The following is a 17854-nucleotide window of genomic DNA, read 5'->3' as shown; positions in this document are numbered from 1 at the left end:
TTTAATTAAAATCTATATTCAACCATGAATGTTCCTCTCAATCCCAGAGCATTGGTAAAATCACTGTCTCTTGCGGTCCACCATGAAATAGCAGGCTGGTACAGTTTATTGAAAAGGTTTTCAATACCTAATGATACTCTCCAGTTGTTATTAACCTCATAACTTGATTTGAAATTGAAAACAGTATACTCAGGTACATATCCTTCACCATAAGCATATAATCCCGTCTTGGCATTAGGTTCAAATCTGTTTTGCTGGAAAGAGTGAAGCATATCAAATCCAATGGAGAGAGCAGGGATCGGTCTGGCCTGCACATATGCCAAAACTTTAGGAGCAGAAATTCTGCTGTTGTTGATTTTTGTGGAATAATCACCGTCATCTTTTACAGAAGTAATTCCTTCCATCCAGCTGTAGCTTCCGCCAAACCGGATCCATTTCACTGGGGTAAAGTGTAAAAATCCTTCGACTCCGTAGACAATTTCAGGAGATCGCTGAATCATTAATGCTCTGTCCGGACTTTGTACGAATGAGGCTCCCAGTTTTGAGGTACTTACATAAGACGTTAATTCATAATTCATCCAGCTGGAAAGCTGCCCTGTAGCGCCCAATTCATAATTGTTGACAATAATCGGTTTGGTTTCCAGGTTTTTGATCGTTTCAGAAGTTGAGGTTCTTAAGATTCTTCCCAACTCATTGATAGAGTACGCCTGAGAAAAGCTTCCAAAAAGGTTGATATAAGGTTCAATATTGTAGCGAACACCAATGTTTCCGACCAAAGCATTATAGTTCAGCTTTCCGCCGGCTACAGGAATGCTTTTGGTGAAAGTTCCGTCACTTTTAAGGGTAGAAAGGGTATTGAAATCATCAACATTTACTCTGATGTTTTCGTAGCGAAGCCCTCCTTTGATGGTGAACTTTTTAAACAGATCAATTTTTGCCAGCACAAAAGGTGCAATATTGGTCATATTCATGTTAGGAGTCCAGAAACGTCCGTCTTCCAGCTTTTGTACAGTTTCATCATTCAGAATATCAGCTCCATAGATAATTTCTCCCTGAGAGTTGGCCGAACTCCAAAGCTGGGTATCGAAATTAAATCTGGCTCCTGCTTTTTTTGAGATTACATTAGATTGACCGCCATTGAAGAACGTATCGCTGTAGCCGTAGACGGTTTTAAAATCCTGGTAATAAAGATTGACATTTAAAGAGGTTCTGGCAAAAAGATTTTTATTGTCATAGCTCACTCTGATGTTGTGGTTTTTCGGAGTTCCCTGAGGGGTTGTTTCCAAACCTTTTCCGATTCCTTCACCAATGGTTGGTGTTATGCCGTACTTTCCCGTTTTTAATCCTACATTCAGATCTGATCTTGAAGAATAACCAATGTAAGAAGCCTCAATTCTCTGATTTTCGTTGATATCATAGCCTATTTTCAGCAATCCGTTGTAATTGCCCATCTTGGCAATGCTGTAAGTCGGGCTTATTAAAACGCCATTTCCGTCTTTCGTATATCCGGTTCTTTCATAAGCTAATGAAAGGGTATAGTCAAATTTGTTGATCTTTCCCGATACAAGCTGACTGGCTCTTACTCCTAAGGTACCACCATAAGGCTGTCCGGTGAGACCAATCTGTGAAATTCCTGAGATTTTTTTATCTGTTTTGTTTCTTTTCGTAATATAATTGATGATCCCTCCGTCGGCTCCGTTTCCATAGATAGAGGAAGCTCCTTTGATCACCTCTATTCTTTCAATCGCTGAAGGATCAATCGTCCTTAAATCTCTGGCTCCGTTACGAAGTGGTGTAGACTGCGGAATGCCATCAATCAAAACCAGAACCTGGCGTCCTCTTAACGTCTGTCCTGTATTGGAAGTCTGTCCTGAATTGGTTCCCAAACTCGGAACGGTGTACTGTAGGATACTTGTAATATCTGAGTTAACAGTCAGTTGAGACTGAATCTGCTTTTCACCAACAATTGTGATAGAGCTAGGAACTTCTTTGATGTTTTCCTTTTTTCTGGAAGCAGTCATTACCACCTCATCTACATTTTTAGTTTGTAAACTGTCTTTTACCTGGGCAAAAAGGGTAGTAGTTCCTAAGCAGGCAGCTGATAAAAGCACTTTTTTCATTATATTTTCTTTCCTTTTTTTTTTCTTTTTCCCCACCAAACCAGAAATCCGGTTACAGGGAGTGACGTACACGTAAGGCCGGCAATAAACCAGATGATTTTTCCAATAATTCCGAAGTAGGAACCGGTATGGATATCATAATTGGCGTTGGAATATTTCTCGGCAGTATTGAGATTGTGATGAGGTTTGTTGGCAAGTAGTTTACCTGAATATTTGTCAAAGGTCAGGATGTTTCTTTCACTGTATCTTCCATCCATTCCGTAAACCGTTACAGGAAGATTTTTCAGCTCTTTTCCTTTTTTATTCTTTCCGTTTAAAGTAATTCTGAAGCTGGATGATTTTGAATACAGGTTTTCAGCCTGTGCTGCAGCCAGATCAAAAACAGCTTCATTCTTTGCCATCAGAGAGTCCGGAGATTTTCTTTCTTTTTCCTTTGGAAGTTCCCATGAGCCGGATAATGCAAAAGTAAAAGTGTTTTTTACAAAGGGATAGGCAAAATAAAGTCCGGTAACACTCATAAGCAAAGCAATAAATGAGGCATAAAATCCAAGGACATTATGAAGATCATAATTTTTACGCTTCCAGTTTTTTACATTTTCCCAATTGAACCAGAAACGTCCTTTTCTTGCATTTTTGTTTTTGGGCCACCATAAAATGATTCCTGTAATCAGCATAATCACAAAAATAATGGTTGGGATTCCCACCGTGTACGGCCCCCATTCTGAGTTAAGCAATAATCCCCAATGGATGTATTTCAGAATATTGAATACATCGTATTTTTCATCATAAACCGCAAGGATTTGACCGGTATATTGATTGACATAGACCTGTTTGCTGATGAGCACCTGCTGAAAATAATTCCATCCCTTTTTACTTTTTTCATAATACTGGAACTGATAGGATTTACTTTTATCCAAAGGAATTTCTACAGCACTTACAGGATATTTTTCATTAAGTTCCAGTGATACTTTTTCACGAAGCAGATTGATAGGTAAAGGTTTTGTCCCTACATCTTCTTTTGTAAGATATATGGCTTCTTTTCTTAAGCTATCCTGTATTTCATCCTTAAAAACATATAAAGTCCCTGAAAGAGAGACTATAAATACAATGATTCCAACAGATAAACCCAGCCACAAATGCAGCTTTGCGGACCATTTTTTTGTTGAAGAAACCTTCTTTTTATGATGATGCTTTTTTCTCATAGCAAAAAGTTAACCCCATGAGGGGCTAACCTTTGAATTTTAAAATTTATAAGTGAAGCTTCCTAATACGTTGGCAAGAGCTTGTGCATTGGCTGTTGTATACCCGCTCCAGTAATGTTCGTTGGTAAAGTTGTCTACCTTTACCCCGATTCTGAATTTTTTTGTATCATAAAAGGCATTAGCATTCAATACCAGATATTTTGGAAGGATGAAAGTTCCCATTGTGGTTGAGTTGACGATCTTATTATCGCTGGCATAATTTCCTCCTACACCAAATCCAAGTCCTTTCAATTTTCCGTCAAGGAACTGATAGCTCGCATTGAAATTAACCAACCACGGAGAAGAAGCTGTGGCAGGTCTTCTTCCAATTACAGTTTCATCAGCTTCCGTATATTTCATATCATTATAACTTACACCGGCAATTACAGAGAATCCTTTGATCAGATAAGCATTTGCTTCCAATTCAACACCCTGACTCGTTAGTGAACCTGCCTGTCTTTGAATTGCTCTCCCTTGATCAGTATATCCAGCATTCAGAAGTGTATTTTTTACTTTGATATTATAATAGCTTAATGTTGTACTGATCCTTCCTTTGATAAGACTGGCTTTAAATCCACCTTCGAACTGATTAGCTCGTTCAGGATCAGAAAGGGTTACATTAGAATTTGCATCGGAAACATAATATCCGTTGCTTGTGAAACTATTTTGATAATTTCCAAATACAGAGACTTTATCCTGAACAATCTGATAAACAATTCCCAGTTTCGGAGACCATGCTCCCTGGGTATATGCTGCAGTTACATTTTGTCCCGTTTGACCTCCTTTAAAGTCTACACTTTCATATCGCAGAGAGGTAAGGATATTAAGCCCTGCTACAGGAGTTATTACATTGGAAATGTATCCACTGTAAACATCCTTTTTCCCCGTACTGATATAGGTGTTATTTTTTTCAAAATCAGGCTGATTTCTCAGATTATCATACATGGCTCCCAATGTCTGGCTATTCATATTAGAATAGTCTGTACCTTTAAAAGGAACCCAGTCAAAATTGGTGAACATAAAGTATTGGTTGTCATTTAATCTCATATAATCGAAACCAGCTACAGTTCTGTTTCTTATACTTCCAATATTGAAATCAAAATTGAAATTCTGCTGAAACTGGAAATAAGTTCTTTTACTGTCTTTGGTTGACTGATCGGCTCTTGCTATTCCAATTTCAGAACTATTTGCAGGATTGGGGGAGAAATAAAAATATGGGCTATATCCGTCTGAATAAGAATAGGCAGTACTTACATTAGTGGAAGATTTAATATGTTCATTAACTTTATAGTTAACCTGGCCAAAGAAGTTTCTTGCCTTACCTACAGTTTTAAGACCTTCCCCGGTATAAGACTGTTTATAGTTATACCCCAATTTTTCCATTTTGTCCATGCTGTCTGCACCAAGTTGTGAGCTTGGAAAATAAAAGAAAAATGCTGTTTCAGGATAGGAATTGGTTTCAAACATTTCCAGCTCTGCATTGATTTCCAAATTGTCGGTAGGACGGTAAGTGATGGAAGGTGTAAATGCATAGAATGAATTCTTTGCATCAGTTCTCTGGAAAGTACCCTGATTTGTATAAGCCGTATTTAATCTGAATAATAACTTTTTATCGTTAGTCAGCGGAGTATTTACATCCGCCTGTACCCTGTAGTAGTTGTAACTTCCTCCTGCAAGAGATATTGCTCCTCCGAAAGTTTCATAGGGCCTTTTTGTAATTCTGTTGACAACTCCACCATAAGAAGTTACATTACTTCCAAATAGCGTTGCGGAAGGTCCTTTTAAAACTTCAATTCTTTCAATATTAATGGCATCCATGGAAGTGGTAATAGGAGCTACCATCCCATTTCTGATAGAGTTTCCTGCTACGAAACCTCTCAGGTTAAGATAAATTCCCCCATCTCCGGATCTGTTGGTTGCACTCCACATTTTTTGTGCGCCGGCAACATTCCTGAAGGCATCATCTACAGTGAATAGTAATTGATTTTCCAAAACGCCCTTGTCAATAGAGGAATATACCTGTGGATCCTCTATGGCTTTAAGAGGCATTTTATTGGAATAATCACTGTCTTTCTTGACATATGTATTGATAACTACTTCATCTATGTTTTTTGTGGTTAATGAATCTTTTTTTTGGGCAGAAACCATCATTGTCCCCAGTGCAGAAGCACAGATCAGTACATTTTTCATGAAAGCAAAATTTTCTGCAAATATATTATTTTTAACTGTTCTAAATAAATAATAAGATTGATATTTATCATAAATTTGTTATATACCGAATAATAAAAAACCGCTATGGTCAATGCCATAGCGGTTTTTAAGTATTATTATTAAATTTTTCTTAAGAAGGAATTTCTCCTTTATATAAGAATGAAATAATTTCTTTGTTTAATTTATCGATCATTTCACTGAATAAGTGGAAGGATTCCTGCTTATAGATTACAAGCGGATCTTTCTGCTCGTAAACAGCTCCCTGTGATGATCTTCTTAGGTCATCCATCTCACGAAGGTGAAGCTTCCAGTTTTCATCAATAATTGATAAAGTGATGTTCTTTTCGAAATCGTTTACAAGACTTTCACAATGCGTTTCGTAAGCTTCTTTAAGATCAGCTACAATCGTCATTGTTTTGTGTCCGTCTGTGAAAGGAACCTGGATCATTTTGAACATTGAACCCTGATTCTGGTATACATTCTCAATAATCGGGAATGATTTTTCTTTCAATAGATTCAGTTTCATTTTATAATCTTCCTGAGCTGCTTTGAATAGGATGTTTGTAAGATCCTGAACATTCTTGTTACTAAAATCACTTTGAGAAACCGGAGATTCCATCGTAAATGTCTTAATGATTTCGTATTCAAAATCTTTATAATTTCCTGAAGCTTTTCCTTTCGCAACGATAGAATTAGCTACATCGAAAATCATGTTCGTGATATCATATTTCAGGTGGTCTCCGAACAAAGCATTCTTTCTTCTCTTGTAGATTACGTCACGTTGCTTGTTCATTACGTCATCATACTCAAGAAGTCTTTTTCTGGTTCCGAAGTTATTTTCTTCCACCTTCTTCTGAGCTCTTTCAATAGACTTGCTGATCATAGAGTGCTGAATTACTTCTCCCTCTTTATGACCCATTCTGTCCATCATTTTCGCAATTCTTTCAGAACCGAACAAACGCATCAAGTTATCTTCAAGAGATACATAGAACTGAGAACTTCCCGGATCTCCCTGACGTCCCGCTCTACCTCTTAACTGTCTGTCAACACGTCTTGAATCGTGCCTTTCTGTACCGATGATGGCTAAACCTCCTGCATCTTTTACTTCTTTGGTAAGTTTAATATCGGTACCACGTCCCGCCATGTTCGTTGCAATGGTTACAACTCCCGGACGTCCTGCTTCCGCAACGATCTCTGCTTCTTTTTTGTGAAGCTTCGCGTTCAATACCTGATGCGGAATCTTTCTTAACTGAAGTGCTTTTGAAAGCAACTGGGAAATTTCAACCGAAGTAGTTCCTACCAATACAGGTCTTCCTGCTGCTGTTAATTTTTCTACCTCTTCAATTACGGCGTTATATTTTTCTCTGTTGGTCTTGTAAACCAAATCCTGCTTGTCATGTCTCAGAATAGGACGGTTGGTAGGAATGACCACAACGTCTAATTTGTAGATCTCCCAAAGCTCTCCGGCTTCTGTCTCAGCAGTACCGGTCATCCCCGCAAGCTTGTTGTACATACGGAAATAGTTCTGAAGCGTGATGGTTGCAAAAGTTTGGGTTGCTGCCTCAATTTTTACATTCTCTTTCGCTTCAATTGCCTGGTGAAGACCATCTGAATAACGACGTCCCTCCATGATACGACCTGTCTGCTCATCAACGATTTTTACTTCACCATCAATTACCACATACTCATCATCCTTCTCAAATAATGTGTAAGCTTTCAACAGCTGGCTCATCGTGTGAACACGTTCGGATTTTTCAGCAAATTCAGCGAAAAGTTTTTCTTTTGCTTCAAATTCTTCTTCTTTAGATAAATTTTTAGCTTCTACTTCAGCAATCTCAGTTCCGATATCCGGAAGAACGAAGAAGTTCGGATCAGAGTTTCCTTGAGACATGTATTCAACACCTTTGTCTGTAAGGTCTACCTGATTGTTTTTCTCCTCGATAACGAAGTAAAGATCTTTATCTACGATCGGCATATCACGGTTGTTGTCCTGCATGTACTGCGCTTCCACTTTCTGAAGCAATGCTCGGTTTCCGCTTTCCGATAAGAATTTGATAAGTTGTCTGTTTTTTGGAAGACCTCTGTAAGCCTGAAGTAATTTGAATCCACCTTCCTTCGTATTTCCGGCAGCGATTAATTTTTTCGCTTCGTTGAAAATAGTAGAAACCGTTTTCTTTTGTACTTCAACGATTCTGTCGATAGAAGGTTTAAGAACGTCAAACTCCTGTCTGTCTCCCTGAGGAACCGGACCGGAAATGATCAACGGCGTTCTGGCATCATCTACTAATACAGAGTCCACCTCATCCACGATAGCAAAGTTAAGTTCTCTTTGTACCAGTTCTGAAGGAGAGGTCACCATGTTGTCTCTCAGATAATCGAAACCGAACTCATTGTTGGTTCCGTAAGTAATATCTGAGTTGTATGCTTTTCTTCTTCCGTCTGAGTTCGGCTGGTGGTTATCGATACAATCGATAGACATTCCATGGAACTGATAAAGAGGGCCCATCCATGCGGAGTCTCTTTTCGCAAGATAATCGTTCACGGTTACAACGTGTACTCCTCTTCCAGGAAGTGAATTTAAATAAATAGGTAATGTTCCTACCAAAGTCTTACCTTCACCGGTAGCCATCTCGGCAATTTTACCGCTGTGAAGAATAACCCCTCCGATAAACTGAACATCATAGTGGACCATATCCCAAACTACAGGAGTTCCGGCAGCGTCCCATGAGTTTTTCCAAACAGCTGTGTCTCCCTGAATGCTGATGAAATCTTTTCCTGCAGCAGCTAACTCTCTGTCCCAGTCAGTTGCCATTACACGGATTTCTCCATTCTGAGCCCATCTTCTTGCTGTTTCTTTTACCAATGCAAAAGCTTCAGGAAGGATCTGAGTCAGAACTTTCTCTTCAATTTCATATGATTCTTTCTTTAGAGACTCAATTTTTGAGAAAAGAGCTTCTTTCTCATCAACATTTGTTGAATTTTTTATCTGCTCTTTTATCTGTTCTATTTGAGCTGTGATCTTGCTGGTTGCAGATTTTATATTCTCTTTAAACTCAGCCGTCTTTTGTCTCAACCCATCATCCGTCAGTTGTTGGATGTTAGGTTCTACAGCCTTGATTTTTGTTACAACTTTTTTTACTTCTTTTAGGTCCTGCGCTTTTTTGTCTCCCAAAAACCCTTTAAGAACTTTGTTTAAAAAACTCATAAATTTTTTGCTTTATGCTTAATGCAAATGCTTTAAGCGTTTTAAATAACACTTATCGTGTAAATTATATATAAAAAGGGCAAAAAAGCTCTAAGCACGCAGCCTAAAGCTTATCGCTTTATTAATATTCGTCTTCGTTCCAAAGGAAATCCTCGTCAGTAGGATAATCACTCCATACTTCTTCGATAGATTCATAAATTTCTCCTTCGTCTTCAATTGCCTGAAGGTTTTCTACTACTTCCATAGGTGCACCAGTTCTGATTGCGTAGTCGATAAGCTCTGCTTTTGTCATTGGCCAAGGTGCGTCACTTAAATATGAAGCTAATTCTAATGTCCAGTACATAATTTTCTAATTTTTTGCAAAAGTATAAAAATAGGTTGTATAATAAACTTTTTTATACTTGATTTTCAATTCTTTTTATAATTTTTTCTTATAAATGGCTGTCACAAACTGGCTGTCAGCTATGTCAGCAATTTACTTAATGTCGTTTTCTCAAAAACCATTCCACAAATTTTTTTATGCCATTTTGGAAGTCTGTGGCAGGTTTATACCCTATTAATTCCTTTGCTTTTGTGATATCTGCATTGGTTTTTGTGACATCTCCCGGCTGCATTGGCAGAAATTTTTTAGTGGCAGATTTTTCAAGCGCCATTTCTATAGTAGCTACCATTTCCGATAAAGTCACAACCTGGTTTTCTCCGAGATTAAGAATCTCATATACCTCTGTATTATTTTCAAGGTAAAGGATTGATTTGGTAATTCCATCAATGATATCATCTATATAAGTATAGTCTCTTGCTGTATTTCCATCCCCATAGAAAGGAATTTCCTGATTTTCCGAAATAAGCTTTGTAAACTTATGGATTGCAAGATCGGGCCTCTGTCTTGGTCCATATACCGTGAAGAACCTGAGCTGGATCATATCTATATGGTATAGGTTATGATAAACATGGCCTATAACTTCGCCACTTTTTTTGGTCGCTGCATAAGGAGAGATAGGGTTGTCTACATTATCTGTTTCTGCAAAAGGAATTTTTTCATTATTTCCGTAAACACTTGAAGAGGACGCACAAATGAATTTTTTAATCTGATGTTCTTTGCACAATTCCCAAAGGTTCATAGTGCCTCTTACATTTACTTCTTCATATTCCAAAGGACGTTCAATAGAAGGGCGCACCCCGGCAAGTGCTGCCAGATGAATCACCATGTCAATATGATGATTTTTAAAGATAGCTTCAAGACCCTTATAATCCCTTATATCCTGCCAATAGAGGGAATATTGATCAGAATGGGAGAGGGAAACCAAACGACGGATGTCAGTCTCTTTATCCGAGAACTCAAAATCCGAAATTTTACCAATTGACTCTAAAGTATTTTTAATTTTTACCTGATAGTCGTAAAAATCATCAAAATTGTCAATGTTTATGACAGAATGTCCATTTCTTAATAATCGCTCAGTTAAATGAGAGCCAATGAACCCGCTGCCGCCTGTTACAAGATAAACCATTTGTATTTTTTATGGATACAAAAATATAAATTTTACTATTTGAAAAATATAATCATTAAATTTACTTAAAAAAGTAATATAAATATAATATGCAGTTTCAAGGGCAAATTTTAAAGATGACAAGCTACGATGCCAAACCTATCCAGTACTACCTCAATCTTTCAGGAGATCTGATTCATATGAATGAGCTGTTTGGAAAGGAGTTAAGCATAAAACATATTGGATTTCAATGTGTAAATTGTGGTGAGAATAAACCGATTTACAGAATGGGATTCTGCAAAAACTGTTTTTTTGAAAGCCCTTATGCAAGTGATACCATTATCCGTCCGGAACTTTCCACGGCCCATCTTGATATCGCAGAACGTGATCTCGAAATTGAAAAACAAATTCAGCTGCAGCCGCATACTGTTTATCTGGCCTATACAGGAGATGTGAAAGTAGGAGTGACAAGAAATACACAAATTCCAACAAGATGGATAGATCAGGGTGCAACTTTTGCTTTACCTATTGCAAGAACAGAAAACCGCTATGAAGCAGGAATGATAGAAGTTGCTTTAAAAGAACATTTACCGGACAAAACGAACTGGAGGAAAATGCTGCAGGATGATTTTGAAGGAGAAGTGGATCTTGCGGATTTCAGGCAGAAGATTAAAGAATATTTCCCTGAGGATTTCCAGAAATTCTATAGTGATGGAGAAGAATTGTGGATGCTGGATTATCCGTTTGAAAAACCGGAAAAAGTAACTTCATTCACATTAGACAAAAAACCTGAATTTGCAGGAAGGCTTACCGGAATCAAAGGGCAATATCTTGGGTTTGAAGGAGGAAATTTCATCAATGTAAGAGGCCATGAAGGATATGTGATCGATCTGGAAATCAGGAATTGATCGGAATAAAAATATAATCAAATCACAAAATATGAAAAAATGGGTTAAAAGACTATTGATAAGTTTCGGGGTTCTGGCAGGTATCCTTCTTGCCGCAAATTTCGGAGTTAACATATGGCTTAAAACCCGGCTTCCGGATTATATAAAAAAGAACACGGATTATAAAGTATCCTATAAAACTCTTGATGTGGATTTAGCATCAGGCAATATATTCGCAACAGGAATTTCCGTCAACAGTAAAGATCCGCAAAATACTGATGTCATTGGCCTGCAGGGAACAATTGATACCTTGAAAATAAGCCGTTTCGGGATTTATGATGCTGTTTTCAATAAAAGAATCAGCTCTTCGGACCTTTTGCTGGCTACACCCAGTTTAAATGTTATTCTTGCAAAACCGGTTGATCGTAAAACGGGCAAAAAGAGAAATCCCGTGCTTTTTGAAAATATCAGGATCAGTGATGGAAAAATTGCTGTTTTCAGACATACCAAACAAAAGTTTTTATCTGTAGAGAAGCTGGATCTGTTTGTTGAAAATTTACAGATGACGGAAGAATCTGTAGAGGATAAATTACCGGTCGTTTTTGACAGATACAGCATTAAAGGAGAAAGGTTCTTCTTCCGTCCGGATAATATCTATGCCATTACCATCAGTAAAATCAATACAGAGAACGGACAAATGTCGGTGGATAACTTCAGGCTGATTCCACTGCTTTCTTTGGTCCGCTTTAAAAAGTTTTATCCCGAGAAGGTCCAGCTATTTGAATTTTCCATTCCTAAAATGGAATTTAAAGATGTTGTTTTAAATAAGAACAAAGTATCACTTGCGAATGCGGATTTTAAAAACCCTGTTTTGGCGGTGTACAATACAGGAGTAAAAGGGAAAAAAAATGAAAAAAAATCAAATTTTGAGGTAGATTTAAAAAATATAAAACTCAATAATGCTATTGTTCGGATCAATAAACCGGATGGCAATAAACTTTTATCTGTCGGGAATCTTAATTTGAATATCAATCAGCTGATGTTTAATAAAGAAACTTCAGAACAGATCATTCCCGTAGGATATAAAGACTTTACCGTTGCCGGAAGAGATATTGAATATTCAAACCATCAGAATATTACAGTAAGAAGCCTTGCACTTAAGCCTTCCAGCGGTGAAATCCGGGATGTGGTATTATCAGGAGGCAATTCGGAAACAGGAAAACTAATAGAAGGATTAAGAACCGACCATATTGCTTTTAACATCAATAAACTGGAATTTGCAGATAAAAAACTGGATCTTGACCTTAAAGATCTTCTTATAGAAAATGTGAACGGGACTTTTACGGCAGGTGAAAAAAAGCAGAACAACGCTGGCGGACCTGATATTGTAAAATCCATTATCATAAGAAAAGCTTCCTTAAAAAATTCAAATATTATTTATGATAAAGGAAAACAGCCTTTAGCTTTCCGTGATCTGAATGCTACCTTTAATGGCATTGAGCTGTCTCCTAAACCTGATCACAAAGGACTTTCTTTTAAAGTGAAAGATTACTATCTGACCACCAGAAATTTTGCCTACAAAACGCAGTTTTATAATATGAGCCTCGGGCTTCTTAAGCTTAATAAGAACAGAGTCCAGGTTAATAACTTTGCCATGAAACCTCTCGTTTCAAGAGCTCAGTTTATCAAAATGATACCCGTTGAGAGAGATCTGTATGACCTGAAAGCAGGACAGATAACTGCAGAAGGGGTCTGGGAGCTATTTTCTCAAAATAAAATGGTAAATGCTTCCCATGTCGTTATTCAGTCAGCAGATGCCAATATTTTCAGAAGTAAAATTCCGAAAGACGATCCGAAAATAAAAGCTTTATACTCCAAAATGCTGAGATCCATTAAAATTCCGGTGACGGTTAATAACCTTGATGTGAAAAACTCTGTATTAGTGTATGAAGAAGATACGCCTGAAAGTATGGGACCGGGAAAACTGACTTTCAGCAATTTTAATATGAATGTAAGGAATCTGAATTCAGCTAAAATAAAAGGAAAACCAACCAGGGTAGATATTAAAATCAATTGCTCTTTTATGAATCTGTCGCCACTCTCCGTAAACTGGAACTTCGATGTAGCCGATCAGAGTGATAAATTTGCAATTTCCGGGAAAACATCCAATCTTCCGGCTAGTGGAATCAATCCGTTTATCAGACCTTATCTTCATGTAACGGCTACTGCAGGAACTATTCAGGAAATGCTCTTTAATTTTAAAGGAAATCCCGCCGGATTACACGGAACCTTTAATCTTAAACATAAAGATCTGAAAATTGCTGTCTTAAATAAAAACAACCATGAGAAAAAAGGTTTTCTGACTGCTGTTGCCAATGTTTTTCTGAAATCAGACTCAGGAAGCTTTCCTGAGGCAGTTACTGTGGAAGATGTGGAGCGTGATCCTACGAAGTCTTTCTTTAACCTTTTCTGGAGAGGAATTGAACAAGGATTAAAGAAAACCCTGATTGGTAAAAATGTTGAAAAAACAGAGAAGAAAGTAAAAGATGCGGTTTCTTCGGTGAAAGACATGAAGCAGTCTGTAAAAGAAATAAAACAGGAAATAAAAAATAAAAAAGAAACTTCTGCACCAAAAGAAGAAGAGAAAAAAGAAAAGAAAGGTTTTCTTAAAGGAATTTTCAGGAAAAAAGAGAACCCTCAGGAATAATTCTTAAACCATTAAGATAGAACTATCACTATTTAATAATAACCTTAATGGTTTTAGAATTAATATAAGAAAGATTCAGTTAAAATTGAATTCATCACTTTCCTGAATGGGAATATCTCTTAAAAACTTATCAAACTCTTCACCCGGATAATTACTGTCTGCTCCGTAAGAATCTATGATCATTCCGCGGTTTCCGCTATTGTCTTTTACCACATAAAGAACTGCATTATCATCGGGATTGCTGTCTCCTTCAAAGCGGTATGTTTTCAAAATGACCAGATCCGAAGGCTGATAAATTTTGTCGGAATTTTCAAACTTCATTTCACATTTTTCATTCATTCTGAACTCTCTGTGTATTCCTCTTTCAGAAAGCGTTTTCATGACTTGGCTCAAGGTCGTCATTCTGTCGATGTTTTCCGGATTTTCCATAATAATATTTTTGTTGATAAGTACAATAATTAAACCATTGCAATTTCTAAATATAAGAAATATAACAGATTATAATTTTCTTAAAAATAAAGTTGAATGTTAACAAAATTTATAATCCGGAAAAATAAAATGGGTATACTTTTTGCAATGGTATCAATAATAAATCAGAGAAAATATGAAAAAAGAAGTTGGAGTTTTACTGGCAGGGGGAGTTGGTCTTTTGGCAGTATTAAGTTTAATAAGCATAAAAAAAATATTGACAAAAAAAGATAAAAAATATAGTGATACCTACTCAGATTATCACAGACACTTTGATGAAAAGAACCATGAAGATGAATATCATGGTGTCGAATTTTACGCAGTGAAGTAGTAAAAAAATATATTTAATTATGTTTAAATCCAACGCTTTTGAAAGTGTTGGATTTTTTTTGTGGAAAACTTTAGTGTTAAAACTCATTATTTTATAAAAATTCCATTCTAATTTTACACTCGCATGCAAAACGAAAATTTCATAAAAGGTCAGGGAGCTCAGCGAAACGTTATCAATCGTTTCGACAGATATACCTATGAACCTGAAGATGAAGATTTCGAATCCGTAAAGACCTCTTTTACCGAAGTCTTTCCCAAAACAATTGTCAATCAGGTGAAAAGCGAGGATCTTCCCATGGAGTATTCAATGAATCCTTATCAGGGATGTGAACACGGCTGCTCCTACTGTTTTGCGAGACCCACTCATGAATACTGGGGTTATAGCGCCGGAATTGATTTTGAAAGAAAAATCATGGTGAAGAAAAACGCTCCGGAACTATTGGAAAAGTTTTTTCAGAAAAGAGGTTACAAAGCAGCACCTATTCTGTTGTCCGGAAATACAGACTGCTATCAGCCGGCAGAAAGACAATTTGAAATCACAAGAAAATTACTGCAGGTCTGTCTTGACTACAGACATCCTGTCAATATTCTGACAAAAAATGCATTGGTTTTAAGGGATCTGGATATTTTAAAGCCAATGGCAGAACAACATCTTGTTTCCGTTTCCCTAAGTATTCCGACAATCAACGAAGAACTCAGAAGAAAGATGGAACCGAGAACCAGTTCCGCAAAAAATAAATTAAAAGCAGTAGAAATTCTTTCCGGAAACAACATTCCTGTACATGTAATGGTCGCTCCTATAATTCCCGGACTCAATAGTGATGAGCCGCTGAATATATTGAAGGCCATTTCGGATGCCGGTGCTTCCGGCTTCGGATACACGCTTGTAAGGTTAAATGATACCGTTGAACCTGTTTTTGTAAATTGGATAGAAGCACATTTTCCCGATAGGGCCCAGAAAGTCTTAAACCTTATCCGGTCTATGAGAGGAGGAAAGCTTGGAGATAAAAGATATTTTGAACGACAAAGGGGAGAAGGTAATATTGCAGAAATGATTCACACTACCTTTAAAGTCGGAAGAAAGAAATTTTTTGAAGGTAAAGAATTCCCGAAACTTTCAACCGCAAACTTCACCGGAACCCGCGATCAGCAATTGAGACTATTTGATTAGCCAAACTTCGAAGAAATCATATCATATATATAGTATAGGATAATTTTACAATGGGTTTCGCAATATTGTACATCATTATAAATATAGTAATAGATTTTCAGGAGCTATTTCCTGCTATTCATTCATACTCCTCGCGCCTGCACCCTCCCACGCCCAAACCCTCTCGCCCTCCAACTCTTGCTGCGGGGTAACCATTTCTATAAGGGCTAGGGAAGGAGGGATGTAATAAGTAATAAGTAATAAGTAATAAGTAATAAGTAATAAGTAATAAGTAATAAGTTGGCACAATAAAAATAGTTTATATGCTATAAAATAGACATTATGCTCCGTGTAAATCCGCACCATTTGTGGTTAAAAAGAAAAAAAACATTCAATAGAAACGGGTTTTAACCCGTTTACGAAAATACATTCTCCGCTGGCTTTAGCATAAACTTATCTTTTTATTATATATAGTATATTACCATCATCCTAAACCCCACACCCCGCACCCCCGCATCCCGTATCACCATTCTCTCACCCTCAAACCCTCCCACGCTCAAACTCTCAAACTCTCATACACTCCAACTCTCCAACCCAATACCCCAAACAAATGTTTAAAATTTTTCTCCCTGCAATCCAGTGCTTTAAGAGTAAATATTACGAAACGGTAAAATTTATGTTAAATAAACTTGTTTTGCGTTGTTAGAAGTTGCTATCTTTGCCCCACTGAAAACGAGAGTAGAACAGTAAGCGCAGAAGAGCTTTTAGGTAAGCAGGAACATTATTTACTTCACAAGAGACAGACGAAAAAAAACTTTAAAACTTTTTGCAAAAAGAGTTGTAAGATAAAAAAGAGTTTGTATCTTTGCAGTCCGAATAAATCGGAGCGCAGGAGTAGAGAGATTGAGGGTTTGAGAAGGATTAAGGTTACTTAAAAAACTTTAAAATTTTCTTCAAAAACATTTGGTCATTAAAAAATAAAGTTTTACTTTTGCACTCGCAAATACGGAGCGCTACTGACAGAGAGGGTACTTCGGGAAAAGCGGAAGATATAAAGATCATTGACATACAATATAACAACCAAGTAAGGAAAAACTAAAGCGTTAAAAACTTTGAGTGAGTCAGACAAACATACAATGGAGAGTTTGATCCTGGCTCAGGATGAACGCTAGCGGGAGGCCTAACACATGCAAGCTGAGCGGTAGAGATCTTTCGGGATCTTGAGAGCGGCGTACGGGTGCGGAACACGTGTGCAACCTGCCTTTATCAGGGGGATAGCCTTTCGAAAGGAAGATTAATACCCCATAATATATTGAGTGGCATCACTTAATATTGAAAACTCCGGTGGATAGAGATGGGCACGCGCAAGATTAGATAGTTGGTGAGGTAACGGCTCACCAAGTCTACGATCTTTAGGGGGCCTGAGAGGGTGATCCCCCACACTGGTACTGAGACACGGACCAGACTCCTACGGGAGGCAGCAGTGAGGAATATTGGACAATGGGTGCGAGCCTGATCCAGCCATCCCGCGTGAAGGACGACGGCCCTATGGGTTGTAAACTTCTTTTGTATAGGGATAAACCTACTCTCGTGAGAGTAGCTGAAGGTACTATACGAATAAGCACCGGCTAACTCCGTGCCAGCAGCCGCGGTAATACGGAGGGTGCAAGCGTTATCCGGATTTATTGGGTTTAAAGGGTCCGTAGGCGGATCTGTAAGTCAGTGGTGAAATCTCACAGCTTAACTGTGAAACTGCCATTGATACTGCAGGTCTTGAGTGTTGTTGAAGTAGCTGGAATAAGTAGTGTAGCGGTGAAATGCATAGATATTACTTAGAACACCAATTGCGAAGGCAGGTTACTAAGCAACAACTGACGCTGATGGACGAAAGCGTGGGGAGCGAACAGGATTAGATACCCTGGTAGTCCACGCCGTAAACGATGCTAACTCGTTTTTGGGTTTTCGGATTCAGAGACTAAGCGAAAGTGATAAGTTAGCCACCTGGGGAGTACGAACGCAAGTTTGAAACTCAAAGGAATTGACGGGGG

At 37.7% G+C, this 17854-nt stretch carries 11 protein-coding genes and 1 rRNA gene (1 of these 12 running past the window's edge); 5 read left to right on the top strand and 7 right to left on the bottom strand.

The features are described 5' to 3' along the window. Nucleotides 1-5 precede the first annotated feature (5 nt). From EL165_RS15340 to EL165_RS15315, 6 genes are all read right to left on the bottom strand, one after another. The gene (locus tag EL165_RS15340; protein ID WP_041461988.1) at nt 6-2120 is read right to left on the bottom strand and encodes a TonB-dependent receptor; all 2115 of its coding nucleotides are present in this window, start codon (nt 2118-2120) and stop codon (nt 6-8) included. Continuing rightward, nucleotides 2120-3322 carry a PepSY-associated TM helix domain-containing protein gene (locus tag EL165_RS15335; protein ID WP_126358658.1) on the bottom strand — a complete coding sequence of 401 codons (1203 nt, stop codon included), beginning with the start codon at nt 3320-3322 and terminating at the stop codon, nt 2120-2122. The genes EL165_RS15340 and EL165_RS15335 overlap by 1 nt, the downstream gene beginning before the upstream one ends. Before the next feature lie 39 nt (nt 3323-3361). Beyond that, nucleotides 3362-5551: a TonB-dependent siderophore receptor gene (locus tag EL165_RS15330; RefSeq protein ID WP_002981853.1), complete on the bottom strand. Its 2190-nt coding sequence runs from the start codon at nt 5549-5551 to the stop codon at nt 3362-3364. Between the two features lie 151 nt (nt 5552-5702). After that, the gene (gene secA / locus EL165_RS15325; protein ID WP_002981851.1) at nt 5703-8777 is read right to left on the bottom strand and encodes a preprotein translocase subunit SecA; all 3075 of its coding nucleotides are present in this window, start codon (nt 8775-8777) and stop codon (nt 5703-5705) included. A 121-nt stretch (nt 8778-8898) separates the two neighbouring features. Beyond that, nucleotides 8899-9120: a DUF2795 domain-containing protein gene (locus tag EL165_RS15320; protein ID WP_002662059.1), complete on the bottom strand. Its 222-nt coding sequence runs from the start codon at nt 9118-9120 to the stop codon at nt 8899-8901. A 136-nt stretch (nt 9121-9256) separates the two neighbouring features. Further along, complete coding sequence (locus EL165_RS15315; protein WP_002981850.1) at nt 9257-10285, bottom strand: GDP-mannose 4,6-dehydratase; 1029 nt, start codon at nt 10283-10285, stop codon at nt 9257-9259. Nucleotides 10286-10374: 89 nt separating this feature from the next. Here EL165_RS15315 and EL165_RS15310 point away from each other — a divergent pair, with 89 nt between their 5' ends. Both EL165_RS15310 and EL165_RS15305 read left to right on the top strand, forming a co-directional pair. Beyond that, complete coding sequence (locus EL165_RS15310) at nt 10375-11172, top strand: DUF2797 domain-containing protein (protein ID WP_002981849.1); 798 nt, start codon at nt 10375-10377, stop codon at nt 11170-11172. A 31-nt stretch (nt 11173-11203) separates the two neighbouring features. Further along, nucleotides 11204-13858 (top strand): hypothetical protein, encoded by a 2655-nt coding sequence (locus tag EL165_RS15305; RefSeq protein ID WP_002981848.1) that lies wholly within the window; start codon nt 11204-11206, stop codon nt 13856-13858. 75 nt (nt 13859-13933) lie between these two features. Here EL165_RS15305 and EL165_RS15300 read toward each other — a convergent pair whose 3' ends face one another. After that, nucleotides 13934-14287, bottom strand: a complete 354-nt coding sequence (locus EL165_RS15300; protein WP_126358657.1) for a hypothetical protein — start codon at nt 14285-14287, stop codon at nt 13934-13936. A gap of 175 nt (nt 14288-14462) precedes the next feature. On the opposite strand from EL165_RS15300, the gene EL165_RS15295 reads away from it, so the two are divergent. The 3 genes from EL165_RS15295 to EL165_RS15280 all read left to right on the top strand — a co-directional run. Next, nucleotides 14463-14657 carry a hypothetical protein gene (locus EL165_RS15295; RefSeq protein WP_002981846.1) on the top strand — a complete coding sequence of 65 codons (195 nt, stop codon included), beginning with the start codon at nt 14463-14465 and terminating at the stop codon, nt 14655-14657. Nucleotides 14658-14780: 123 nt separating this feature from the next. After that, on the top strand, nt 14781-15827 hold the full coding sequence (locus EL165_RS15290; RefSeq protein ID WP_002981845.1) for a PA0069 family radical SAM protein: 1047 nt from the start codon (nt 14781-14783) through the stop codon (nt 15825-15827). Nucleotides 15828-16939: 1112 nt separating this feature from the next. Beyond that, a 16S ribosomal RNA gene (locus tag EL165_RS15280) occupies nt 16940-17854 on the top strand; it runs 602 nt beyond the window's last position.

This window comes from Chryseobacterium gleum (genome assembly GCF_900636535.1).
Taxonomy (GTDB): Bacteria; Bacteroidota; Bacteroidia; order Flavobacteriales; family Weeksellaceae; genus Chryseobacterium; species Chryseobacterium gleum.
Note: the sequence above shows the minus strand (reverse complement) of the source record. Positions and strands in the feature narration are given on the sequence as shown.